Genomic DNA, 21,435 nt, shown 5'->3' on the forward strand with positions numbered 1-21,435 from the left:
CCGGCAACCGCATCGCCTCGCCGCGCGCTTGTCGCGGCCGGGCCACTGCGGCAAAATACCTGCCTTCCCATCCTCATGCCCTGGTGTTGGCCCCTCCATGACCGATTCAGTACTTGGATTTGACCAACACCGCCCCCGCCTGCAGGCGATCGCCTATCGCATGCTGGGCGCCGTCGCCGAAGCCGAAGACGTGGTGCAGGACGCCTGGCTGCGCTGGCACGGCGCCGACCGCGACGCCATCGACAATGCCGAGGCGTGGCTGGTCACCGTCACCACGCGCCTGTCCATCGACCGCCTGCGCGCGGCCAAGGCCGAACGGGAAAACTACGTGGGCGTCTGGCTGCCCGAACCCGTGCTGCTGGCCGCGCCCTCCACGCCGGAACAGATCCACGAGCTTGCCGATGATGTTTCGGTGGCATTTCTGTTCATGCTGGAACGCCTGTCGCCCGACGCCCGCGCAGCGTTCCTGATGCGCGACGTGTTCGACGCCGACTACGAAGACATTGCCCAGACGCTGGACAAGAGCCCCGCCGCCATCCGCCAGATGGTGCGGCGCGCCAGGTTGCAGTTGCGCCAGGGCGCTCCGCGCGAAAGCGTGCCGCGCGCCACGCTGCAACGGCTGCTGCTGGCCTTTGCCGAAGCGATGCAGCGCAGCGATTTCCACGGCCTTCATGCCCTGCTGAGCGACGACGCCGAACTCATCGGCGACGGCGGTGACAAGGTCTCCGCGTTTGCCAGCCTGGTGGGCGGCAAGCGCCTGGCCCAGCTGTTCTACGCGGGCAAGCGCCGGTTCCGCGATGCGCTTCACGTCGAAGTGGTTCAAGTCAATGGGCAATGGACCCTGCTGCGCTTCATCGACGGCACGCTCGAATCCGTGCAGTCCTACGAAACCGACGGCGAACGCCTGACCCGCGTGCTGGTCCAGCGCAATCCGGACAAGCTGGCGCGCATCGCGGCCGCCCTCCAGCAACGCTGACGCGGCATCGCGCCCGCGTTGGTGCGCAGCGGGCAACATGGTGATCCCCTGCGGGGATCTACCGCCGCGCCGCCCGCGCTTCTACGATGGACTTGTCGCCACTCTGCCAAGGACAAGGCCATGTCGAAAACCACGAAGTTCGGATTGCCCCTTATCGCCGCCGCCACGCTGCTGTTCAGCCAGCCGGGCTGGGCCCAGTCCCACCATGCCAAGGCCGCCGCGCCCGCCGACCCCATCGTCACGGAATTGATGACCAAGGACCTGCCGGACATCCCCGGCAAGGACGCCCTGATGCTCATCGTCGACTACCCCCCCGGCGCGGCGGACCCCATCCACCGCCACGATGCCCACGGCTTCGTCTACGTGCTTGAAGGCACCATCGTCATGCAGGTGAAGGGCGGCAAGGAAGTGACGCTCACGCCCGGCCAGACCTATTACGAAGGCCCGGACGATATCCACACCGTGGGACGCAACGCCAGCCAGACCAAGCCGGCCAAGTTCCTGGTCCTCCTGATCAAGAAACAAGGGGCCCCTGCCCTGACCCCCGTCAAATAGGGCACACGCATGGCCGGCCCATCGGCCCGCCTCTGCCGCCGAAGACCGGCCTTCCCGAAGAAGGCCGGTTTTTTTTCGCGTTCCGTGTCACAAGATTGCGTGGCGCGCCGTCTTAGCGGTAGGATCAACCCACCTTGCGGCGCCGCCAACATGTCGACACCCTCCCCTGCCCCCTCGGTTACCCCGCCCTCCAACGGTCCGGACTCCCTGGCCGACAGCTTCGCCACCAGTTACGCCGGCGTCATGGCGTTCATCGCCGTTGCTGCGGAAGGCAACTTCGCCAAGGCCGGCGACCGCCTGGGCATCGGCCGTTCGGCGGTCAGCCGCAGCGTTCAGAAACTCGAAGACCAACTTGGCACCCGGCTCTTCGTGCGCACCACGCGCAGCACCTCGCTGACGCCCGAAGGCCAGCGCTTCTACGAACAATGCCACCCGGGCGTCGAACGGATCATCCAGGCGCTCGACGACATGCGCGAACTGCGCGAGGGTCCGCCGTCGGGCCAGTTGCGCGTGTGCTCCACCGTGGGCTTCGGCCGCAAGATCATCGCGCCGCTCCTGAAGGGGTTCCGCGAGACGAATCCGGGAATCTCTGTGGAGCTGCTGCTGGATGACGGGCCCACCGACTTCACCACGGACCGTGTCGACGTGTCGTTCCGCAACGGCCGCATGGAAGACAGCCAGGTGATCGCCAAGAAGATCATCCCCATGCAGATGATGCTTTGCGCCTCGCCTGCCTATGCAGCGGCGCACGGCCTTCCCGCCACCGTCGACGATATCGCCGACCACAACTGCGTGAATTTCCGGTTGGCGTCCGGGCGTGTTTTCGAGTGGGAATTCAAGGTGGCCGGCCTGCTGCGCAAGGTGGCGCCGCCCGCCATGCTGACCTTCAACGACGCCGACCTGGTGCTGCAATCGGTGCTGGACGGACACGGCCTGGCGCAAATGGCCGCCTACCAGGTTTGCGATCACCTGCGCGCCGGCAGGCTGGTCGCCTGCCTGCCGCAACATGCGCCGGATGATCGCGGGCATTACCTTTGCTTCCTGAGCCGCCAGCATCTGCCGGCGCGGATGCGCGCGTTCATCGACTACATGACCGATGGCATCCGCGGCATGGACCTGCAGATCCTGGACAGCCTGCTGGTCAAGCAGGCATAGCCGCTTCCTACTGGGTCAGCGCCACCACGCTTTCGATCCCGCCCTGCGCCATCTTGGAGTACGGGCACAGGCGCTCCGTGTTGCGCACCAGTTCTTCGGCCACAGCCTTTTCCACGCCGGGCAGATGGATGTTGACGTCCGCGGTCAAGGCAAACAGGCCGTCTACCGGATCACGCCCGAACGAGATGGTGGCCGTGACGGACGCCTGGGGAATGGACAGGCCCGATCGCTCCGCCAGCATGCTCAAGGCGCCGTGAAAACATGCGGCGTACCCGGCTGCAAAGAGCTGTTCGGGGTTCGTCCCCCCGCCCGTTCCGCCCAGTTCGACCGGCAGGCGCAGCTCCACGATCAATTCGCCGTCATCTGAAATGGCCATGCCGGACGCGCGGCCATGCGCGGCCTCCCCGCCGCGCACCGTCACGCTGGTGGTGTACAGAGGACGAAAATCACCACCCCGGTACTTGTCCAGGAGATTCTGGGGAGGAGGCCGCAGTTTGCTCATGTGGGTCCTTGTGGCCGCCGCTACTTTCTTGCGCCCGATTGGCTGAACCAGGTTTCGAAATCGATCTTGCCCAGGCGCGGGCCGGATCCTGGCACCAGTGTGTCGTCCTCGAGCAGCGCGCCGAAATAGCGCACTCCCGGGTCGGCCTGCACGGTGCGGGTGTCGCCGATTTTACCCATGTAGCGCTTGACCAGATCGGCCAGGCGCACCTTCTCCGGGCCGGCGATTTCAACAATGCCGTTCACCGGCGCGCCCAGCGTGGCTTCCGCCATGGCCAGGGCCACGTCGTCGGATGCGATGGGCTGCACGTAGGCGGCGGACAGCCGCACGTCGTTTCCATCGGTGCCCGACTGCACGATGCCGCCCAGGAATTCAAAGAACTGCGTGCTGTGCACGATGGTGTAAGGAATGCCGCCCGCTTCGATCAGGTCTTCCTGCGCGATCTTGCCGCGGAAGTATCCGCTTTCGGCCAGGCGGCGGGTGCCCACGACCGACAACGCGACGTGATGGCGCACGCCGGCCCGGGCCTCGGCCGCCAGCAGGTTGCGTCCCGAGGTCTGGAAGAATTCCAGCACCGCCTTGTCTTCGAAGGACGGCGAGTTGGCCACGTCGACCACCGTGTCGACACCCTTGAGGGCCGCGTCCAGGCCTTCGCCCGTGATCGTGTTCACGCCGGTGGCGGGAGAGGCCGCGATGGCCTCATGGCCGCGTTCGGTAAGCAGTTTGACGAGTTTGGAGCCGATCAGGCCCGTGCCGCCGATGACGAGGATTTTCATGATCAGTCCTTAGTTGAATTGGGCCTTGTCCAGGCCGTAGGCCTTGTCCGCAGAGCCGGGAACGGTCCGGAAGCCGACGTTCAGGCGGTTCCAGCCATTGATGGCCATGATCGCGAAGCTCAGATCCGAAAGTTCCTTTTCGGACAGTTCGCCGCGCACGCGCTCGTACACGTCATCCGGCACGCCATGCACGCCCAGCGTGGTCAGCGCCTCGGTCCAGGCCAGGCACGCGCGTTCACGCGACGAGAACTCGCCGGATTCGCGCCAGATCGCCAGGTGATGCAGGCGCAGTTCACGTTCGCCGGCCAGCTTGGCCTGCTTGATGTGCATGTCCAGGCAGAAGCCGCAGCCGTTGATCTGCGAAGCGCGGATGTCGACGAGGTTCAGGATCGATTTTTCGATCGTCCCGGACTTCGTCAGCATGCCGAATTCGACGAACTTCTTAAACAGTTCAGGCGATTGGGCAAAGGCGTTGATACGTTGGCTCATGGTGGCTCCTTGGTGGTTGGGTGCAGCCCGACGGGAATATCGGGTACTGCGCATTGCTTGACCGACGCCCAAATCGTAGGCCGCCAGGGCCCTACGCAGTAGCCCCGCGCCGGGGACCACGATGTTGCCGCAATGACAACAATCGCCCGGTCCCAAGCCGAAGACAATAGGGCGCAACCAAGGCTCGCGCGCGGAACACACCATGAACAGAAACGAAATCTCGATGCAGGACGTCCACTACTTCGTGGAGGTCGCCAAGCGCGGAAAACTGTCCGCGACCGCCGCGGAGCTCGGCATTCCCGTCGCCACCCTGTCCCGCCGCCTGACGCAGCTGGAGCAGACGCTGGGGTACAAGTTACTGAACCGCACGACGCGCAAGATCAGCCTCACGGCGATCGGCCAGCAGTACTTCGACGAATGCGCGGCGCACGTCGAAGGGGCGCTGTCCGCGCACGAGATCATCAATTCCAGCCTGAATCACCTGGCGGGGACGCTGCGCGTGTCTGTCATGCCCGGCCTGACCACCGTGCTGCCGGCCGTGCTGAAGGAATTGCGCGCAACCCATCCGCAGATCTCGTTTGAAGTGGAGCTGGGCACGGCAGATACCGGCCGCAATGGCCAGCAGTTCGACCTGCTGCTGCGATCCGGCGACCTGGAAGATTCCTCGCTGATCCAGAAACAGGTGGCGCAGGTGCAATGGATACTGGTCGCCGCCCGGAGCTATCTCGACCTCCATGGACGCCCGACCTGCCCCGAAGACCTGGGCCTGCATGAGCGCATCATCACGGGAGACCTGCAGGACTGGACGCTGGGCGAAGGCGACAGCCTGCTCAACGTGAAGGGTCCCGCGCATATCGGCACCAACAGCTCGGCGCTGGGCGTGCAGCTCGCCACGGCGGGGCTGGGCATCGCCTGGATGCCCAGCCATCAGGCGATGTCACAAACCCTGCGCGACCTGGCCCTGGAACAGATCCTGCCTGAATGGAAACTGCCTTCGGCGACCATCTACGCGCTGTCGGACAACCGCGTCACACCGGCCCGCGCGAGAGTGTTTCTGGACACGCTGCAGCGGCACTTGCATGTCAATTGAGCCTTTGCGGCAACAAGCCGTCTCCGGCTGGGCGCAGCGCGTCCTGGCCCCTAGCCCAGCAGATTGTCACGGACGTGCAGCAAGTGCCGCCGCACGGCCGCCATGGCGCGATCGGCGTCGCGGTCGTGCAGCGCCTCGACGATCTCTCGGTGTTCGGCCTGATAGGCCGCCCGCCTTTCCGGCGTGAGGCTTTTGCGCTTGAGCGCGCCCCACGTGGCTTGCTGCCGCGCCGCCGTCATCAGCGCGAACACTTTTTCGATGAAGAGATTGTGGGTGGCCGTGGCCATCAGTTCATGCAATTTCGCATCCCACACCTCGAACGCCTCAAAGCTGGACGCGGCTTCGGCCTCGTCGCAGGCGTTCTGCAAGGCGGCAAAGTCCGCCGGCGTGCCGTGTTGGACCACCAGCGCGGCGATCGCGGGTTCCAGCACCATCCGGGCGGCCATCAGCTCCGCCGGGCTGGTGGACGACACCTCCCCGCGCAGCAGCGCCTCGGTCTGCGCCAGCGTGGACGGCGGACTGGCATAGGTGCCGCTGCCCACCCGCTGCGAGATCAGGCCTTCGTCCTTCAACTCGGACAAGGTGCGGCGCACGGTGGAACGGCTGATGCCGAACTGCTCGCTCAAGGCGCGTTCGGTCGGCAGCCGATGGCCGGCCGGCCACGCGCCGGAGTGCAGGTTTTCAACGATGGCCGCCCGCATGGCGGAGGCTTTATTCATGAAGGCTCCCGAATTGAATCGCGCCTGGATGATACCAAATCAGTCCAATAAAAAATACGGCCCACCGCGATACTTCGTTCGCAACGCTCCGCTTATGGTTTATCCTGCCGTCAATTGGGCCGGACATTCTCGCCAATTGGTATTTTTTGGTATGTCATCAAAGACGGCGACAGCCGCCATGGGAGCAAACATGAAAATTGCAGTATTTCGAATCGATGGCACGCGCCGCGTGGGCGTCGTTTCCGACGACGGCAGCACGGTAACCGCGCTGGACTTTCCCACGCCGCTGGCGGCGGCCGGCGCGCTGACGGCCGTGCAATGGCTGGCCGAGGGCCGCGCCCTGCCCGCCCAGACCGGTCCGTCCTATCGCTGGGACCAGGTCGAACATGAAGCGCCCCTGCCGGCGCAGCAGCGCAATCTGTTCTGCGTGGGGCGCAACTATCACGCCCATGCGAAGGAACTGCGCGACTCCGTCTTCAAGGACAACGACGCCAATCCCGAGTCGTGGCCCATCGTCTTCACCAAGGTGCCGCAGACGGTCGTCGGCCCGTGGACCGACGTGCAACTGCCCACGGGCATTTCCGACAAGATCGACTACGAAGCCGAACTGGCCGTGGTGATCGGCAAGGGCGGCCGCAACATCTCCCGTGCCGAGGCCATGAGCCACGTCGTCGCCTACACCGTGGTCAACGACGTCACCGCGCGCGACGTGCAGATGCGCCACCAGCAGTGGGACTTGGGCAAATCGTTCGACACGTTCTGCCCCATGGGCCCGTGGCTGGTGACGGCCGACGAGCTGGACGGCCGCAAGACCCGGGTGCGCTGCTGGGTCAACGGCGAACTGCGCCAGGACGGCAACACCGAAGACCTCATCTTCGACATCCCCACCCTGATCGAAACCTGCTCGCGTGGCATCACGCTGTATCCCGGCGACGTCATCGCCACCGGCACCCCGGCGGGCGTGGGCCAGGGCCTGAATCCGCCGCAGTTCCTCAAGGCCGGCGATACGGTCCGGATAGAGATCGACGGCATCGGAAGGATCGAAAACCGGTTCGTCTGAAGACGAAACCAGCGCGACCGGGCACAGATTCCGGCGCGCCGCGGCACTTGAAGCCATAAGAGGAGTGAGACATGAATCTGCGCTGCAAAGAGGTAGCCGCGGCTGCCTTGCTATGGTTCGGGACGGCGACGGCAATGGCCGCCGGCTATCCCGAACGCCCCGTAACCCTGGTTGTGCCCTTCCCACCCGGCGGCGTCGCCGACACCATCGCCCGGCCCCTGGCCCAGGCCATGGGCGAAAAACTCGGCCAGCCCATCGTCATCGAAAACAAGGGCGGCGCGGGCGGCGCCATCGGCATCGGTCAGGCGGGCCGCGCCAAGCCGGATGGCTACACGCTGCTGATGAGCCTGTCGTCGATTTCCATCCTGCCGGCCGCCGACCGCCTGCTTGAACGCAAGCCGGCCTACCAGCTCGAGCAATTCGTTCCCATCGCCCGCATCACGGCCGACCCCACCGTGCTGGTGGTGCGCGCGGACGCCCCCTACAAGACGTTGGCGGAGTTCATCGACGCGGCTCGGAACCAAGGCGGCAAGCTCAGCTATGGCAGCTCCGGCATCTACGGAACGATGCACGTGCCGATGGAAATGCTGCAAAGCGCCGCCGGCATCAAGATGATGCACGTGCCGTTCACGGGCGCCGGTCCGGCGGTGCAGGCCCTGGTCGGTGGCCAGGTCGATGCGCTGGCCACCGGCCCCTCCAGCGTCATGCAGCTTATCCAGGCCGGACGGGTCAGGCCGCTGGCGCATTGGGGAGACGGCAAGCTGGACAGCCTGCCGCAGGTGCCCTCGCTGAAGTCACTCGGCTACGACGCGAGCTTCGTGCAGTGGTCCGGCGTCTTTGCGCTGGCCGGCACCCCGCCCGCCGTCATCGACACGCTGCGCCAAGCCGTCAAGGACATCGTCAATGATCCCGGCGTGCAGGCCCGCATCGCCGGCACGGGCAGCCCGGTGCAATACCTGGACGCGCCCGCGTTCGACGAATATTGGAAAAAGGATTCCGCGTCGCTGGAAGTGGCGGTGAAGCGGATCGGCAAGGTCGAATGACGGACTGCGGCCGCCGCCTCGCGGATGGCGGCTGCGTTTCCGGCCTATTGCACGGCCTGGCGGTCAGCCACCTGCCGCGACAGCGCTTTGCGGTCCACCTTGCCCACCGCGTTCTCGGGCAGGCGTTCAATCCAGAACACGTCGCGCGGCACGTAGATGCGGCCCAATCGGGCCCGCACCTCGGCTTGTATGCCTGCCGTGTCCGGCGCGAGCTGACCGTTGCGCTGGACGAAAATGACGGGCGTCTCGCCCAGGTCGTCGTCCGGCGCTCCCACCACGCAGCAGGCGGCCACCCCGGGCAGGCCGGTCACGACACCTTCGATCAGCGCGGGCGAGATGTTCTCGCCGCCCCGGATGATCACGTCCTTGATGCGGCCGGTGATGGTCAGGTAGCCGGCTTCGTCAAAGCGGCCCAGGTCTCCGGTGCGCAACATCTCTGGCGCCCCTGCCTGCCCGCTTTCCACGCCCAGGTAGCCGAGCATCAGGCTTTCGCCCGCGATGCAGATCTCGCCCTCGGCGCCGGCCGGAGCACGGTTGCCGTCCGGCAGGCGCAGACTGACGTCCTGCCCCGCCAGCACGGTGCCCACCGACCCCAGGCGCCGCGCGTCGGGCGGATTCATGGTGGACGTGCAGGTGGCCTCGGACAGGCCATACGACACGATCAGCGGGCAGCCCAGGAAGGCTTCGATGCGCCTGTGCAAAGCTTCCGTGATGGGCGCCGAACCGCAACGCGCGAATCTCAACCCGGCCAGGCGGTCCGCATCGAACTCCAGTTCCAGCATCCGCGCGTACATCGTCGGCACGCCCGTGACTATCGTGGGCCGAAAGGCTTTCAGCAGGCCCGGCATGTCCTCGGCGCGGAACCGGCCGGCCAGCGCCACGCTGGCCCCGGCCAGCAGCGGCGCGAAGATCTGGTTATTGAGCGCGTTGGTGTGATGCAGCGGCATGACGTGCAACAGGCGGTCGGCTGAAGTCAGGCCAGTGTGCGCCAGCACGCCGCGGGCATTGTTCGCCAGGCCGCGATGACTCAGCAGCACGCCCTTCGGATTGCCCGTGCTGCCGGAGGTGAACAGCAGAAGGCCGGGTGAATCGGGCGCAACGTCCGCTCCCGTCCAGTCATCGGGCCCTTGCGCGACCTGATCGGCCTCCAGGAGTCGTGTCGCAGGCAGCCCGCAGGCCTGCGCGGCTGCCGCATTGCCTTGATCGGACAGCATCCAGCCCAGGCCCACGGCCGCCACCCGGCGGGCGGTTTCCTCGACCGACAGCCGCGGCTCCAGCGGACATGGGCAGGCGCCTGCCGCCATGGCGCCAAGAATGGCCAGCACCTGCTCCGGTGAACGCTCCATGGCCACGCCAACGTAATCATGCGGCCGGACACCGGCCGCACGCAGGCCGCCCGCAAATTGGCCCACGCGGCGGCGCAGTTCCGCGTAGGACAGTGCGCCCTCGGCGGTCACGATGGCGGTCCGCGCCGCCCGCTCCGGCTGGCCCCACAATCGTGCAAACGCGGCCACGATCGTGGCGTCGGCAATCGTCATGGCTGTCTCCCCGGGCCCGTGCCGGGCTCCGTTTATCGTGATTGACGCTAGCGCAGCGCAACGGCGGCGTCGCGTTCGAATTGGCCGTCCGCGTCCAGCTCGCGCAAGACGCGGGCCTCGTCCGCAGTGGGCGGCGCGGTCGGCTCGGCGCCGGTTGCATCGAACTCGAATCCGGTGCGCTCGCGGACTTCCGACAGGCTGGATTCCGGATGCCACGACTGCAGCGCCAGACGTCCGTCCCGCTTGACGAACACGGCGATCGGCGTCACCACGCCGTGGAAGCCGCCCCAGGATGTCATGAAGTCCAGCTTCGGCACGAAGGTGCGGCGCGAATGCTCCGTGCGCCACGTGCATGCACGCCTTGCGGTGGGCAGCATCACTGCGCCGCCGCCCCCGCCCGGCAGGCGCACCTTGGGTTCATGCCAGTCGCCAATGCACGAGTTGTTGGCGCAACCCGCGCCATCGATCTGCGCGGCGCCCAGGAAGGTCAGGTCCATGCGCCCGCGCGTGCAAAGGTCGTAGAAATCTTCGTTGGAGAAGATCGACGCCGTGTGCTCGGCCAGCACCGGGTCGGAGCTGGACAATGGGATGTGCGAGGGCCTGGGATCCACGCCTCCAGCCACGTTGATATAGACGAAGTCCCACTCGTACGCGCGCTTGGCCAGCAGGCAGGCCAGCATGGGCATGGTGGAATTCACGCCGCTGAAGGTGATTTCGTCCGGGCGGATGAAGCGCGCCAGGTTGGTGACGATGTACGAAAAGCCCGACCATTGCTCAGCCATGATTCCCCTCCTGCGCTTCGGGCGCCGCGGCCATGTGCGCCCGCAGATCGCTGTTCTTGTCCATGTAGGCCTCCACCGCCGGATAGTCGATGGCGTAGGCGGGCCACGATGAGCCCGGCCATGCGCCGCCCGCCACCACTGCGTAGTTCTGCACCATGAAATACGGCACCAGCGTGGATTCCGGCTGCGCCTCGAACACCGCGCTGTCGACGACCTTCTCGGCCACGACCAGCACGCTGCCCGCGGCGCGCGACATGATGCGGTCCCAGTGCGCGGTGCCATGCACGCGCACGTTGCCCTGCGCATCCACTTCAGACGCCTGTATCACGGCGAAGTCCGGCCGGATGGCGGGCACCACCCAGGTCTTCTGACCGCTGCCGTAGGGATCGTCCAGGCATTTCCAGCCGTTCAGCTCCGGCAGGCTGCTGCCGTGCAAACCGCCACAAGGCTGGAATGGCACGCCGAACGCCGCCGCGCGCAGGCCAGCCGTCAGGCTGGCGCAGGCGTGCTCTTCCAGTTCGATTTCGCGGCGTTCCACGGCGCGCCGATACCACGGCGCCAGCCCGAAGTTGCCTTCCATTGCGACGATGCCCGCGCGCACGCGGCGCAGCACGCCGGCGCGGCACAGGATGTCCACGTCGTAGCCCGGCGATTGCTTGATCAGTTCCAGGCCGCGCTTTTCCTGGCGGATCAGTTCGCGCACGAAGGCGAAGGGCCCGCGATGCAGGAAGCTGCCGCCCAGCGCGATGGACGAGCCATCGGGCACCAGCGCCGCCAGTTCCTGCAATGAGCACTGCTTGTTCTTTTGATTGAATCCTGAAGCCATTGTCTTCCTCCTGCTTGTTGTGGCGTCGCTACCGCGCTTGCAGATACGCGGCCACGCGGTCTTTCAGGCCCGGGGCCGCCGCCGAACGCACCAGCCGCGCCAGGTCGACATCGGGCGACTCCTGCGACAACGCCGCATAAAGCTGCGCCCGGCTTGCGTCCGTCAGGGCCGACGCCGTCTCCAGCGCCTGTTCGCCGATCTGCGGCCATTCCTGCTGCGCGGCCAGCCGGCTGGCGAATCCGTCGCGCAAGGCGTCTTCCGCGCTGAAAGTCGCAGCCTGTTCGAGAATGACGCGTGCGCGTTCCGCCCCCACCAGCGATGCGAAGCGCCGGGTGCCCAGCACCAGCCCGAACTTCAGGCCCGGCATGCGGAACGTGGCGTCGGGCGCGCTGACGCGCCACTTGCAGGCGCCGAACACGTCCACGCCCGCGCCAAAATTGCGTCCGTGCGCCAACGCCACCGTCAGGCACGGCGACGCCGCAAGGCGTTGCAGCAGGATTTCAATGCGCACGAAACGCAGCAGCAGGTCGCCTTCGCTTTGCGCCTGCCAGTCGCCAAAGTCAAAGCCGGCGCTGAAGTTCCTGCCTTCGCCCTGCAGCACGACGACCTTGGCGCGCTCGGCCTCGGCATCGTCAAGCGCCGCGATCAATGCCTCCACCAGGTCGGCCGACAGCGCGTTCATCTTTTCAGGGCGCGCCAGCGTCAGCACATGCCGCGCGCCTTCTTTGTCGATGCGCAGGACGCCGCTCATGCCGCCCCCTTGCCGGCGGCGCGCAGCGGCCCCAGCACCTCGTCATTGTGTTCGCCCAGCGCGGGCGGACGGCGGCGCAGCGCGGTGGTTTCGCCATCAAAGCGCACCGGCAGGCCGAAAGTGCGCGTCTGCACGCCATTGGGCAGTTCCAGGGGCTGCACCCAGCCCATGTGTTCCACCTGCGGATCGGCCAGCACTTCCGAATACGTGTTGATCGGCGCGCACGGCACGCCCGCCGCGCGGAATCGGCCCAGCCAGGCCTCGGCGCCGTCGTCGGCGAAGATCGCTTCCAGGATGTCGCGAAGCGCCTCCTGATTGCGCGCCCGGGCGCTGGTGTCCGTGAATCGGGGATCGGTCAGCAGGTCGTCGCGGCCCACGGTCTGGCACACGGACTTCCACAGCGCCTGATTGCCCGCCGCCATGCCGAAGTAGCCGTCCTTGCAACGGAAGGCCTGGTACGGCGCATTGCGCGGATGCGCCGATCCGAGCTTGACGGGATCCTTGCCGCTGCCGAAGAACTCGGACGTCTGCAAAGCCGCGATGCCCAGCGTGGCGCCCAGCATCGGCACATCGATGTGCGTGCCCTGTCCGCTGGCCTGCGCCGCGCGCAGCGCCGACGCAATGGCAAAAGCGCCGTACAGGCCCGCGGAAAAATCCGCCAGCGGCACGCCGCATTTGACCGGTTCGCCGCCGGCTTCGCCGGTGACGCTCATGATGCCGCTCATGGCCTGGATGGTCAGGTCGAACCCGCCCTCTTGCGAACGCGGCCCCGACTGGCCATAGGCGGATATCGAGCAATACACCAGCTTGGGATTGGCTTCGCGCAACTGCACGTAGCCCAGGCCCAATCGTTCCATCACGCCGGGGCGGTTGTTTTCGATCAGCACGTCGGCGGACAGCGCAAGCTGGCGTGCCAGGGCGACGTCCCCCGGATCCTTCAGGTTCAGCGTCACCGACCGCTTGTTCCGGTTCAGCGACGCGAAGTTCTCGCTGTAGCCGTCGGAAATCGGCGGCCAGCTGCGCAGCGTGTCGCCGCCTTCCGGATGTTCGATCTTGATCACGTCGGCGCCCATATCCGCCAACAACATGCCGCAAAAAGGTCCCGCCGCGACGTTGCAAATCTCCAGCACCGTGATGCCGGCAAGCGCCGAACTGGGTGTCATGTCTGACCTCTCGTTATGAAAATTCAATATTTGGGATGCGAAAAATATTATAAGAGCGAGCCTGCGCGAATGGCATGATCCAGGGCTGCTCGGATAAAGAGCGGCAGAAACGCGGCAATTCCTGGTGCAATCCCTAGGTGCCGCGCTTATTTGTTGACCAGCATAGCACCGTGTGGAATTCTAGGTAAACCATTTCTTAGAGACGTAATCCTATATTTTAGGACTCACAAGGGACCCGCAGCGGCGCCGCCTTTGACAGGCAAACAGCGCAAACATGCAGGCCCGCCCCACCGAAGGAGACTTGCATGAGACAGCTGTTGCGAATTGCCCTGGTAAGCACAATGGTGGCGCTGGCGCCCAACCCGGCCGCGGCCGACAACTGGCCTGCCAAGCCCGTGCGCATGGTGGTCCCTTTTCCGCCAGGCGGCGCGACCGACGCGGCCGCGCGCATCTATGCGCAGCAACTCGGGGACTACCTGGGCCAGAGCGTCGTAGTGGAAAACAAGGCGGGCGCGGGCGGAGAGATCGGCGCGGAGTTCGTCGCCAAGTCTCCCGGCGACGGGTACACGTTGCTGATGGGCGCGGTAGGCAGCCATGCGATCCACGCGGCCATGCCGGTCAAACCCGGCTATGACTTCGGCACGGCCTTCGTCGGCGTGTCCATGGCCACCAGCATGCCAATGGCGGTCGCGGTGAACAGCAGCAAGGTACCCGCCAGGAACGTGCAGGAACTGATCGCGCTGGCCAAGAGCAAGCCGGGGTCCATCACCTTCGGGTCGGCAGGGCCCGGCACGTCGCAACACATGGCGGGCGAACTCTTCCAGGCGGTGACGGGCACCCGGCTCATGCATGTTCCCTACCGCGGCAGCGGCCCGGCCATCACCGACCTGTTGGGCGGCCAGATCGACATGGTCATCGAAACGCTGCCCGCGCTGTTGCCGCAGGTGGCAAGCGGCAAGATCCGCCTGCTGGGCGTCACGACAGCCAAGCGCGCGACCGCCCTGCCCGATCTGCCCACCTTGATGGAGCAAGGCGTGAAGGACTACTCGGTCGCCACCACCTATGCGCTGCTGGCGCCGGCGGGCACGCCGCCTGCTGTCGTCGACAGACTGTCGGACGGCATGCGCAAGGCCGCCGCGATGGAAGCCGTGCAGCAAGCCGCGCTGAAGCTGGGCGCGGACGCCATCGCCACGACGCCTGCGGACACCAGCCGCATCCTGAAACAGGAAGTGGCGCGCTGGGCGGACGTGGTGCGGCTGTCAGAGGCGAAATGAGTGAAGGCGCGTGTGAGCGCTGGCCCCCAGCTGAACACGTGCAATGCTCCGCCTGGGTTTGTCGCCAGCGCTTTAGCTATTGATCCAGAAAGCCGCGGCGATATCCCATCCCTTGCGAGATGGACTGCGCACAGGCAGCCACGTCGGGCGCCAGTTGCTTCATCCTGGCGGCGCTCAGCCGGTCCAGGGGGCCCGAGATGCCGACCGCCGCCACGGGCTGGTCCAGGCTGTTGAACACGGTCACGGCCAGCCCGCCGACGCCTTCGCGCCATTCACCCCGATTGACCGCATAACCGGCCCGGGCGATCTTGCGTAGTTCGTCCTTCAGCAGCGGCATCGAGACAATCGTGGACGGCGTGTGGCGGACCATCTGTTCGGCATAGCGTTCAACATAGCCCTCGGCCTGGTACGCCAGCAACGCTTTGCCCGTAGCCACCGCGTACGCGGGCGCGCGCCCGCCCACCATCGAATACGCGCGGATCGGCTGCGGGCTGTCGATCTTGTCCACGTAGACCACATCGAATCCGTCCAGCACCGACAGGTGCACGGTTTCGCCGGTCTGGTCCGCCAGGGTGCGCATGAAAGGCGCGGCCAACTTGCGCACATCCAACTGTGCCAGTTGGCGCGCCGCCAGTTCGAACAGGCGCACCGCGCCGCGATATCCGCCGCCGTCGTCGTCCTTGATCACATAGCCCGCATGTATCAGCGTCTGCAAGGTGCGGTGCGTGTTGCTGCGAGTCAGGCCGACGCGGGCGGCCAGCGCGTCGATCGTGCGGGGCGGGTTGTCCACGTCGGTCACCGCTTCCAGCACCATCAAACCTTTGAGCAGCGTCTTGTCCATTCGCGTTTTTTCCTAATATTTAGGACGGGACCATAGCACGAGACGAATCGGGCGAACAGCGCTATCCGCGCCCTCCCGACGTCAGGCCAGACCGGCGCGCACGCTCGCGGACCTGTCCCACAGATTAGGCAGGCTGGGCGATGAATAGCCCGAAACAAACGGTTTGGCCTGGCCGGTGTCGGGATCGTAGACATGGCGCGCCACGGCGCCGATATTGCCGCCGTAGAGATGCACGCTGATGGAGACGCGGTCGGCGTAGGCGTTGGATACGCGATGGATGTCTCCTTCGGCCGGGGACAGGCGTTCTACGTCGCCAGGACGCAGGGTCGTGGCCTCGCCCGCCAGCGCCAGGCGCCCTTCCCCATCCCGTGCATATCGCTGGTTGATTTCAGAGCCGCGCAGCATGCCCACATAACCCCAGACCTCGTGATCATGCACTGGCGTGGACTGCCCGGGTCCCCAAACGAAGCTCACCAGCGAAAACCGCTCCAGCGGATCGCAATGCAGCAGGTATTGCTGGTAGTACTGCGGATGCGGCGCGGTACAGGCTTCGGGCAGCCAATCGTCATGCGCCACCAGGTCCTCGAAGGCGGCAGCAAGTTCGGGCGTCTGCGCCAGCCCATCGGGCGACGCCAGCCGCGTTGCGGTGGCGATAAAGCGGCGCAGACGGTCCACGCCGGTAGTCGATTCAGGCATTGCAGTCTCCGAACGGATCAAAATCCCAGATTGAAAAAACAGTATCCACGATTCGGGACATCTACGCACGGCGCCCTGTTTCGAGCCCGGGCTTCACGCCCATTGCTGCGCTTGACAGGCCCTTGCCGGCGCGTGCAGCGTATCGGACTGTCTTCAAGGTTGGAAATGAAAAACACGCATCACGATATTCCGCCCCCGCTGGCGCAAGCGCTGCGCCAGGCGCAGCGCGTCGTCGTCTTCACCGGCGCCGGCGTGTCCGCGGAAAGCGGCATCGCCACTTTTCGCGATGCCTTGACGGGCCTCTGGTCGCGCTTCGATGCGCAGGCCCTTGCCACGCCCGAAGCCTTCGACGAGCATCCCGACGTCGTATGGGGCTGGTACGAGTGGCGCCGCGCGCAGGTCCTGCGCGCCACGCCCAATGCCGCTCATCGCGCCATCGCGCAACTCGGGCGTCACGTTCCTGAACTTGCCGTCATCACGCAGAACGTGGATGACCTGCACGAGCGCGCGGGCAGCTTGTTGGTCACGCATCTGCACGGAAGCCTGCATGCGCCGCGCTGTTCGCGCTGCGGCGCTGCCCAAGCCTTCGCCACGGAAATTCCTGCAGAGCCCGACGAAGGCCGGCGCATCGCGCCTCCGGCCTGCACCGACTGCGGCGCGCCCGTTCGGCCTGGCGTCGTCTGGTTCGGCGAAAGCCTGCCCGCGCCAGCCTGGCGCACCGCCACGCTGGCGGCGCAGGAATGCGACTTGCTGTTCAGCATTGGCACTTCGTCGATGGTCTACCCTGCTGCGGAATTGCCGCGGCTTGCGCTGGCCCGCGGCGCCACCGTCGTGCAGGTCAATCCTGCCGCCACGCCGCTGGATGTCCTGGCGCACCACAACCTGCGCGGCGCGGCCGCCGACGTGATGCCCCGGCTGCTGGCGAGCGCGGGGTTCGGCGATACGGATCCGGGGTTGGCGTTGACGCCCGACGGCGAGGTTTAGTGAGGATGTTCAAGGCCCTGTTGTGCCAATGACGCGATTCGCGCTGCTCGAGGGGAAACCCCAAATCTCACCGTTACAGCGGGGCGATACAGTGTTGTAATGGGCTTCGCTCGTGGAGATGATCATTCCGTTTTCCTGGAGACTTCCTGATGTCTTCGTACGTTCACTGGACGGTGTGCTGCACCGTGTGGTGCGTCACGCCACGACCACGGACACCATCGCCAAGCTTGAAGACCTGTCCAGCAACACTCACCTGGATTGCGAATGCAAGCTCGACAACGGCGAAACGCTTTGCTGGATAGGCAATGACCAATACCGCCAGCAAAATGGCGGAGCCATCTTTCTTGCCGTATCGGCAACCACCACACCCCGGGGCGAGTCGCGCAAAAGCGCTGGCGACCCGGGCGATGAAAAAGCAGCAACCGCGCCGCGCGCTTCGCGCAAGAAGTCCGCCGGCGCGCGCGGACGCTTGCCGCCCGCTGTAGTCAATCTGAAAACCGGCAACGACTGGAGCTTGATACGCGCCTGGCGAGAGCATCTGAATATCAGCACTGCGGATATGGCTGCCCGGCTTGGCGTTGATCACTCCATCTATATCGAACTGGAGCGGCCGCGCCCGCGCCCCCGGCAGGCCATCCTTGATCGCGTGTCGGCGGCCTTGGGCGTCTCTCCGGATCAGCTCGATGATTCATCGTTGGGAGGGCAGCTTCATTAGTGCATTGCGCGGGAATCTATTGCCCCCGCCTTGCACGACGGACTGTCCAGACGATTTTGGCGCCGACACTTAACGGCCCGCGCATGGAGGTATTGAATATGCTCGGCACCGCAAGACGATTGACCGACGTGCTCGCCACTTCGCCAGATGGCACGTTGTATCGCATCGAAAGGTTCGTTTCCGACCCCGGCGCGTATTCCGCCCTGGGCACCGCCCGTTTCGACCCGAAGACCCACTGCGTCTGCCGCACCAGCTCCGGCGAAAAGGTCGCCTGGCTGGGTGGCCAGACGTATCAACTGCTCAAGACTGGCACGTCCCTTACGGCAGTGGACCGCCGGCGGGCGTGAAGCCTCGGGGTTGCTGCGCGAAACGCGCCACGATGAACTCCACGAAGGTCGTGAGCTTGGGCAGGGCCTGACGGTCCTTTGGATATAGCAACGTGATCGGACGGGCCACCGGCCAGTAAGGCTGCAGGATGGGGACGAGCCTTCCCGCGCGCACGTCGTCCGCCAGCAGCAGCTCCGGCTGCAGCACGATGCCGAATCCCGCCAGCGCCGCCTGCCGCAGCGCCTGCCCGTTGTTGGACACGAAACGGCCTGTGGGATAGCCCATTTCCGCGCCATCGTCCGTGCCCAGCCGCCACCCGGTGCGCCGACTCCAGTGGGAAAAATCCAGGCACTGGTGCCGCGCCAGGTCGCCAGGCGCTGCCGGCGTGCCGTAACGCTCCAGATAAGCGGGCGCCGCGCAGATGATCATCTGATAAAGCCCGATCCGCCGCGCCACCAGGCCCGAATCGGCAGGTTCCCCGATACGCAGCGCAAGATCGAAGCGTGCGGCGACAACGTCCTGCACCATATCGCTCAGGTCCAGCTCAACGCTGACGTCGGGATAGACGGACAGGTAGTCGGCAATGGCGGGCGCCAGCGCAAAAGAGCCGAAGCTGACGGACGAGGTAATGCGCAAGTGGCCGCGCGGCGCGGAACGCAGCGCCTCGGCGCCCTGCTCCGCGTCGCGGATGTCGGCAAGAATGGCCTTGGAGCGCGCGAAGTAGGCTTGGCCCGCTTCGGTCAGGCTCTGGCGGCGTGTCGTGCGATTCATCAACCGAAGGCCCAGGCGCGCCTCCAGCCCTTTCACGTGCTTGGCCGCCATGGCGGGCGACATATTGTGGCGGACCGCGGCCGCCGTCAGGCTGCCTAGTTCGACGACCGCCACGAATACCTCCATGCTGAGCAGGCGATCCATAGATTACGCACTCCAAGTACGAACTGAAGCGACCATTCTAGGATTTTTCCGAATCAATGCGGTGGGCAGAATGCCTGCATGCGTTGGCGATATTGCCGGCGCGCCCACACGGCATGACTCGGAGACCTTCCATGAAAATCATCTTGATCGGCGCCAGCGGGACGATCGGCAGCGCAATCGCCCAGGAACTCGGCCAACGCCACGACATCATCACCGTCGGCAAGACCAGCGGCCAATATCAGGTCGACATCACCCGCAGCGAGAGCATTCGCGCCCTCTTCGAGCGCGTGGGCAAGGTCGATGCCATCGTGTCCGCCACCGGCAGCCTGCATTTCGGCCCGCTCAACGAAATGACGGCCGACCAGTTCAAAATCGGCCTGCACGACAAACTGCTGGGCCAGGTGGACCTGGCGCTGGTCGGCCAGCATTACGTCAATGCCGGCGGCTCCATCACGCTGACCAGCGGCATCCTGAGCGACGAGCCCATCCGCTACGGCGCCAATGCCTCCGCCGTGAACAGCGCCATCGACGGCTTCGTGCGCGGCGCCGCGGTGGAACTGCGGGGCATCCGCATCAACGCCGTCAGCCCCACGGTGCTGCAGGAATCGCTGGGCAGCTATGGCCCCTACTTCCAGGGGTTCGAAGCAGCCCCTGCCAGCCGGGTAGCGCTGGCCTACAGCCGCAGCGTCGAAGGAGCACAGACGGGTCGGATACTGCGCGTGTGGTGATGCGGGCCGGGACGCAAAACGTGCGTTCCTGGCGCATTCGCGCTCGAACAGCGCCACACCACGAGCGCAAAATACGCAGCAAAAGAAAAAGCGGCTTGATGAATTCATCAAGCCGCTTTTCGCGTACGCATTGCTGCGTATTTTCTTGCGGAAACCACGCTGTGTGCGTGATCTCGAATAAGTGGTGCGCCCGGCAGGATTCGAACCTACGACCCCCTGGTTCGTAGCCAGGTACTCTATCCAGCTGAGCTACGGGCGCCCCGAAAGAGGCGTGTTTATAACACGAAAGAATCCAGCCATGCAAATCAGCCCGCGATAAATCCGCCATGTCCGAGGGCGGCGCCCTGGCGTTTGCGCGATGTCAATGAAACGCACACATGCAGCGCAGTACGCTGAGATCAATAAGACATCAGGCAAACAGCATGGCCAAGAAATTTCCCCTGCATCCCAAGCACCCCGAACGCATCTGCTGGGGCTGCGATCGTTACTGCTCCACCGACTCCATGGCCTGTGGCAACGGCTCGGGCCGCACCATGCATCCCGCGGAATCGCTGGGAGAAGACTGGTATTTGTTCGGAGACTGGGGATTCGACGACGCCGACGAAAAGCCGAGTTTCAAGGAAAAAGAAGAAGCGGCCCATTAAAGCGGACAGACCCAAACTTCCGGCTCTGCGGTGTTGATATCTGTGTGTTGATATCTGTGTGTTGATACCTGTGTATTGATATCTGCAGTGTTGATATCTGCAGTGTTGATATCTGGAGCGCTGGCGTATTTATCCGCGCCGCAAAACAAAAAGGCCTTCGATTCAAGATCAAAGGCCTTTTCATTTTTGCAGCAGTTTCTTTGCGGTGGTGGTGCGCCCGGCAGGATTCGAACCTACGACCCCCTGGTTCGTAGCCAGGTACTCTATCCAGCTGAGCTACGGGCGCTCCGGCAAAGAGGCAAAATTATATCAGAATAATCATGCCGCTGCTTACTTCGTACTTCACTTCTTGCTTTGCAGATGCTTAATGCTTTTGCTTAACGCGCCTGCTTAGTGCTTTTTCTTTTCGCTTCCTGCCCCTTGCATCAAATGCATGGGACTTGAAACTTGGTGCGCCCGGCAGGATTCGAACCTACGACCCCCTGGTTCGTAGCCAGGTACTCTATCCAGCTGAGCTACGGGCGCTCCGGCAAAGAGGCAAAATTATATCAGAATAATCATGCCGCTGCTTACTTCGTACTTCACTTCTTGCTTTGCAGATGCTTAATGCTTTTGCTTAACGCGCCTGCTTAGTGCTTTTTCTTTTCGCTTCCTGCCCCTTGCATCAAATGCATGGGACTTGAAACTTGGTGCGCCCGGCAGGATTCGAACCTACGACCCCCTGGTTCGTAGCCAGGTACTCTATCCAGCTGAGCTACGGGCGCTTGAAAAAGCAAGCCTTGAATAATAGCGTTGTTTCTGAAAACGCGCAAGTCATATGGCACGAAGCCGCGCTTCGTACACGTGTGTACAGCTTCCCGACAGCGGATGGTCACATCGATAGAAC

General features: G+C 64.9%; 24 protein-coding genes and 4 tRNA genes. 12 read left to right on the plus strand and 16 right to left on the minus strand.

Annotation, left to right across the window (positions count from 1 at the left end; translation table 11 throughout):
* Positions 1-97 precede the first annotated feature (97 nt).
* The 3 genes from RT614_RS13910 to RT614_RS13920 all read left to right on the plus strand — a co-directional run bounded on the left by RT614_RS13910 (position 98) and on the right by RT614_RS13920 (position 2,686).
* Positions 98-976, plus strand: a complete 879-nt coding sequence (locus tag RT614_RS13910; RefSeq protein ID WP_313622694.1) for an RNA polymerase sigma-70 factor — start codon at positions 98-100, stop codon at positions 974-976.
* Positions 977-1,096: 120 nt separating this feature from the next.
* Positions 1,097-1,531, plus strand: coding sequence for a cupin domain-containing protein (locus RT614_RS13915; RefSeq protein WP_313622695.1), 435 nt, complete (start codon positions 1,097-1,099; stop codon positions 1,529-1,531).
* Positions 1,532-1,681: 150 nt separating this feature from the next.
* A complete protein-coding gene (locus tag RT614_RS13920; protein WP_313622696.1) occupies positions 1,682-2,686 on the plus strand; it encodes a LysR family transcriptional regulator in 1,005 nt (334 codons plus the stop codon).
* A gap of 7 nt (positions 2,687-2,693) precedes the next feature.
* Here RT614_RS13920 and RT614_RS13925 read toward each other — a convergent pair whose 3' ends face one another.
* The 3 genes from RT614_RS13925 to RT614_RS13935 are packed head-to-tail and all read right to left on the minus strand — an operon-like array spanning position 2,694 to position 4,453.
* Positions 2,694-3,188: an Ohr family peroxiredoxin gene (locus RT614_RS13925; protein WP_313622697.1), complete on the minus strand. Its 495-nt coding sequence runs from the start codon at positions 3,186-3,188 to the stop codon at positions 2,694-2,696.
* A gap of 20 nt (positions 3,189-3,208) precedes the next feature.
* Positions 3,209-3,964 (minus strand): SDR family oxidoreductase, encoded by a 756-nt coding sequence (locus RT614_RS13930; RefSeq protein WP_313622698.1) that lies wholly within the window; start codon positions 3,962-3,964, stop codon positions 3,209-3,211.
* A gap of 9 nt (positions 3,965-3,973) precedes the next feature.
* Positions 3,974-4,453 (minus strand): carboxymuconolactone decarboxylase family protein, encoded by a 480-nt coding sequence (locus RT614_RS13935; RefSeq protein ID WP_313622699.1) that lies wholly within the window; start codon positions 4,451-4,453, stop codon positions 3,974-3,976.
* Between the two features lie 202 nt (positions 4,454-4,655).
* Here RT614_RS13935 and RT614_RS13940 point away from each other — a divergent pair, with 202 nt between their 5' ends.
* Positions 4,656-5,543, plus strand: a complete 888-nt coding sequence (locus tag RT614_RS13940) for a LysR family transcriptional regulator (protein WP_313622700.1) — start codon at positions 4,656-4,658, stop codon at positions 5,541-5,543.
* A gap of 50 nt (positions 5,544-5,593) precedes the next feature.
* On the opposite strand, the gene RT614_RS13945 is transcribed toward RT614_RS13940, so the two are convergent.
* Positions 5,594-6,262 (minus strand): FadR/GntR family transcriptional regulator, encoded by a 669-nt coding sequence (locus RT614_RS13945; RefSeq protein ID WP_313622701.1) that lies wholly within the window; start codon positions 6,260-6,262, stop codon positions 5,594-5,596.
* Between the two features lie 190 nt (positions 6,263-6,452).
* Between RT614_RS13945 and RT614_RS13950 the strand changes: the two genes are divergently transcribed.
* A complete protein-coding gene (locus RT614_RS13950) occupies positions 6,453-7,322 on the plus strand; it encodes a fumarylacetoacetate hydrolase family protein (RefSeq protein WP_313622702.1) in 870 nt (289 codons plus the stop codon).
* 71 nt (positions 7,323-7,393) lie between these two features.
* The gene (locus RT614_RS13955; RefSeq protein ID WP_313622703.1) at positions 7,394-8,365 is read left to right on the plus strand and encodes a tripartite tricarboxylate transporter substrate binding protein; all 972 of its coding nucleotides are present in this window, start codon (positions 7,394-7,396) and stop codon (positions 8,363-8,365) included.
* Between the two features lie 44 nt (positions 8,366-8,409).
* Here RT614_RS13955 and RT614_RS13960 read toward each other — a convergent pair whose 3' ends face one another.
* From RT614_RS13960 to RT614_RS13980, 5 genes are read right to left on the minus strand one after another with little or no spacing between them, the layout of a single operon-like run.
* Positions 8,410-9,903 (minus strand): class I adenylate-forming enzyme family protein, encoded by a 1,494-nt coding sequence (locus RT614_RS13960; protein WP_313622704.1) that lies wholly within the window; start codon positions 9,901-9,903, stop codon positions 8,410-8,412.
* A gap of 47 nt (positions 9,904-9,950) precedes the next feature.
* The gene (locus RT614_RS13965) at positions 9,951-10,685 is read right to left on the minus strand and encodes a CoA-transferase (RefSeq protein WP_313622705.1); all 735 of its coding nucleotides are present in this window, start codon (positions 10,683-10,685) and stop codon (positions 9,951-9,953) included.
* Positions 10,678-11,511, minus strand: a complete 834-nt coding sequence (locus tag RT614_RS13970; RefSeq protein ID WP_313622706.1) for a CoA transferase — start codon at positions 11,509-11,511, stop codon at positions 10,678-10,680. Before RT614_RS13970 ends, RT614_RS13965 begins: the two co-directional genes overlap by 8 nt.
* Positions 11,512-11,539: 28 nt before the next feature.
* Entirely contained in the window at positions 11,540-12,262 is a 723-nt protein-coding gene (locus tag RT614_RS13975) for an enoyl-CoA hydratase/isomerase family protein (protein ID WP_313622707.1), read from the minus strand.
* Positions 12,259-13,425: a CoA transferase gene (locus RT614_RS13980; protein ID WP_313622708.1), complete on the minus strand. Its 1,167-nt coding sequence runs from the start codon at positions 13,423-13,425 to the stop codon at positions 12,259-12,261. The genes RT614_RS13975 and RT614_RS13980 overlap by 4 nt, the downstream gene beginning before the upstream one ends.
* Positions 13,426-13,730: 305 nt before the next feature.
* Here RT614_RS13980 and RT614_RS13985 point away from each other — a divergent pair, with 305 nt between their 5' ends.
* Positions 13,731-14,699, plus strand: a complete 969-nt coding sequence (locus RT614_RS13985; RefSeq protein WP_313622709.1) for a tripartite tricarboxylate transporter substrate binding protein — start codon at positions 13,731-13,733, stop codon at positions 14,697-14,699.
* A gap of 76 nt (positions 14,700-14,775) precedes the next feature.
* Here RT614_RS13985 and RT614_RS13990 read toward each other — a convergent pair whose 3' ends face one another.
* Both RT614_RS13990 and RT614_RS13995 read right to left on the minus strand, forming a co-directional pair.
* A complete protein-coding gene (locus RT614_RS13990; RefSeq protein ID WP_057282289.1) occupies positions 14,776-15,540 on the minus strand; it encodes an IclR family transcriptional regulator in 765 nt (254 codons plus the stop codon).
* An 81-nt stretch (positions 15,541-15,621) separates the two neighbouring features.
* Positions 15,622-16,236 carry a cysteine dioxygenase gene (locus RT614_RS13995; protein WP_313622710.1) on the minus strand — a complete coding sequence of 205 codons (615 nt, stop codon included), beginning with the start codon at positions 16,234-16,236 and terminating at the stop codon, positions 15,622-15,624.
* 165 nt (positions 16,237-16,401) lie between these two features.
* On the opposite strand from RT614_RS13995, the gene RT614_RS14000 reads away from it, so the two are divergent.
* The 3 genes from RT614_RS14000 (at position 16,402) to RT614_RS14010 (ending at position 18,282) form a co-directional block, all read left to right on the plus strand.
* Complete coding sequence (locus tag RT614_RS14000; protein WP_313622711.1) at positions 16,402-17,220, plus strand: NAD-dependent deacylase; 819 nt, start codon at positions 16,402-16,404, stop codon at positions 17,218-17,220.
* Between the two features lie 112 nt (positions 17,221-17,332).
* Complete coding sequence (locus RT614_RS14005; protein WP_313622712.1) at positions 17,333-17,935, plus strand: helix-turn-helix transcriptional regulator; 603 nt, start codon at positions 17,333-17,335, stop codon at positions 17,933-17,935.
* Positions 17,936-18,033: 98 nt separating this feature from the next.
* Positions 18,034-18,282, plus strand: coding sequence for a hypothetical protein (locus RT614_RS14010; protein ID WP_313622713.1), 249 nt, complete (start codon positions 18,034-18,036; stop codon positions 18,280-18,282).
* Here RT614_RS14010 and RT614_RS14015 read toward each other — a convergent pair.
* Positions 18,254-19,177, minus strand: a complete 924-nt coding sequence (locus RT614_RS14015; RefSeq protein WP_313622714.1) for a LysR family transcriptional regulator — start codon at positions 19,175-19,177, stop codon at positions 18,254-18,256. The two genes, RT614_RS14010 and RT614_RS14015, sit on opposite strands and share 29 nt — an antisense overlap.
* Before the next feature lie 131 nt (positions 19,178-19,308).
* Here RT614_RS14015 and RT614_RS14020 point away from each other — a divergent pair, with 131 nt between their 5' ends.
* Positions 19,309-19,905 (plus strand): short chain dehydrogenase, encoded by a 597-nt coding sequence (locus tag RT614_RS14020; RefSeq protein ID WP_313622715.1) that lies wholly within the window; start codon positions 19,309-19,311, stop codon positions 19,903-19,905.
* 182 nt (positions 19,906-20,087) lie between these two features.
* On the opposite strand, the gene RT614_RS14025 is transcribed toward RT614_RS14020, so the two are convergent.
* A tRNA-Arg gene (locus RT614_RS14025) sits at positions 20,088-20,164 on the minus strand.
* 163 nt (positions 20,165-20,327) lie between these two features.
* Between RT614_RS14025 and RT614_RS14030 the strand changes: the two genes are divergently transcribed.
* Entirely contained in the window at positions 20,328-20,549 is a 222-nt protein-coding gene (locus RT614_RS14030) for a DUF3079 domain-containing protein (RefSeq protein ID WP_313622716.1), read from the plus strand.
* Between the two features lie 209 nt (positions 20,550-20,758).
* On the opposite strand, the gene RT614_RS14035 is transcribed toward RT614_RS14030, so the two are convergent.
* The 3 genes from RT614_RS14035 to RT614_RS14045 all read right to left on the minus strand — a co-directional run bounded on the left by RT614_RS14035 (position 20,759) and on the right by RT614_RS14045 (position 21,313).
* A tRNA-Arg gene (locus tag RT614_RS14035) sits at positions 20,759-20,835 on the minus strand.
* 162 nt (positions 20,836-20,997) lie between these two features.
* A tRNA-Arg gene (locus RT614_RS14040) sits at positions 20,998-21,074 on the minus strand.
* 162 nt (positions 21,075-21,236) lie between these two features.
* Positions 21,237-21,313: transfer RNA gene (locus tag RT614_RS14045), tRNA-Arg, on the minus strand.
* Between the last annotated feature and the right edge of the window lie 122 nt (positions 21,314-21,435).

Origin of the sequence: Achromobacter sp., assembly GCF_032102605.1 — a bacterium.
In the GTDB taxonomy this organism is placed as follows: domain Bacteria; phylum Pseudomonadota; class Gammaproteobacteria; order Burkholderiales; family Burkholderiaceae_B; genus Achromobacter.

Coding starts and splice junctions, on each gene's coding strand:
- RT614_RS13910 (WP_313622694.1), top strand. CDS start 98: ATGACCGATTCAGTACTTGGATTTGACCAACACCGCCCCCGCCTGCAG.
- RT614_RS13915 (WP_313622695.1), top strand. CDS start 1,097: ATGTCGAAAACCACGAAGTTCGGATTGCCCCTTATCGCCGCCGCCACG.
- RT614_RS13920 (WP_313622696.1), top strand. CDS start 1,682: ATGTCGACACCCTCCCCTGCCCCCTCGGTTACCCCGCCCTCCAACGGT.
- RT614_RS13925 (WP_313622697.1), bottom strand. CDS start 3,188: ATGAGCAAACTGCGGCCTCCTCCCCAGAATCTCCTGGACAAGTACCGG.
- RT614_RS13930 (WP_313622698.1), bottom strand. CDS start 3,964: ATGAAAATCCTCGTCATCGGCGGCACGGGCCTGATCGGCTCCAAACTC.
- RT614_RS13935 (WP_313622699.1), bottom strand. CDS start 4,453: ATGAGCCAACGTATCAACGCCTTTGCCCAATCGCCTGAACTGTTTAAG.
- RT614_RS13940 (WP_313622700.1), top strand. CDS start 4,656: ATGAACAGAAACGAAATCTCGATGCAGGACGTCCACTACTTCGTGGAG.
- RT614_RS13945 (WP_313622701.1), bottom strand. CDS start 6,262: ATGAATAAAGCCTCCGCCATGCGGGCGGCCATCGTTGAAAACCTGCAC.
- RT614_RS13950 (WP_313622702.1), top strand. CDS start 6,453: ATGAAAATTGCAGTATTTCGAATCGATGGCACGCGCCGCGTGGGCGTC.
- RT614_RS13955 (WP_313622703.1), top strand. CDS start 7,394: ATGAATCTGCGCTGCAAAGAGGTAGCCGCGGCTGCCTTGCTATGGTTC.
- RT614_RS13960 (WP_313622704.1), bottom strand. CDS start 9,903: ATGACGATTGCCGACGCCACGATCGTGGCCGCGTTTGCACGATTGTGG.
- RT614_RS13965 (WP_313622705.1), bottom strand. CDS start 10,685: ATGGCTGAGCAATGGTCGGGCTTTTCGTACATCGTCACCAACCTGGCG.
- RT614_RS13970 (WP_313622706.1), bottom strand. CDS start 11,511: ATGGCTTCAGGATTCAATCAAAAGAACAAGCAGTGCTCATTGCAGGAA.
- RT614_RS13975 (WP_313622707.1), bottom strand. CDS start 12,262: ATGAGCGGCGTCCTGCGCATCGACAAAGAAGGCGCGCGGCATGTGCTG.
- RT614_RS13980 (WP_313622708.1), bottom strand. CDS start 13,425: ATGACACCCAGTTCGGCGCTTGCCGGCATCACGGTGCTGGAGATTTGC.
- RT614_RS13985 (WP_313622709.1), top strand. CDS start 13,731: ATGAGACAGCTGTTGCGAATTGCCCTGGTAAGCACAATGGTGGCGCTG.
- RT614_RS13990 (WP_057282289.1), bottom strand. CDS start 15,540: ATGGACAAGACGCTGCTCAAAGGTTTGATGGTGCTGGAAGCGGTGACC.
- RT614_RS13995 (WP_313622710.1), bottom strand. CDS start 16,236: ATGCCTGAATCGACTACCGGCGTGGACCGTCTGCGCCGCTTTATCGCC.
- RT614_RS14000 (WP_313622711.1), top strand. CDS start 16,402: ATGAAAAACACGCATCACGATATTCCGCCCCCGCTGGCGCAAGCGCTG.
- RT614_RS14010 (WP_313622713.1), top strand. CDS start 18,034: ATGCTCGGCACCGCAAGACGATTGACCGACGTGCTCGCCACTTCGCCA.
- RT614_RS14015 (WP_313622714.1), bottom strand. CDS start 19,177: ATGGATCGCCTGCTCAGCATGGAGGTATTCGTGGCGGTCGTCGAACTA.
- RT614_RS14020 (WP_313622715.1), top strand. CDS start 19,309: ATGAAAATCATCTTGATCGGCGCCAGCGGGACGATCGGCAGCGCAATC.
- RT614_RS14030 (WP_313622716.1), top strand. CDS start 20,328: ATGGCCAAGAAATTTCCCCTGCATCCCAAGCACCCCGAACGCATCTGC.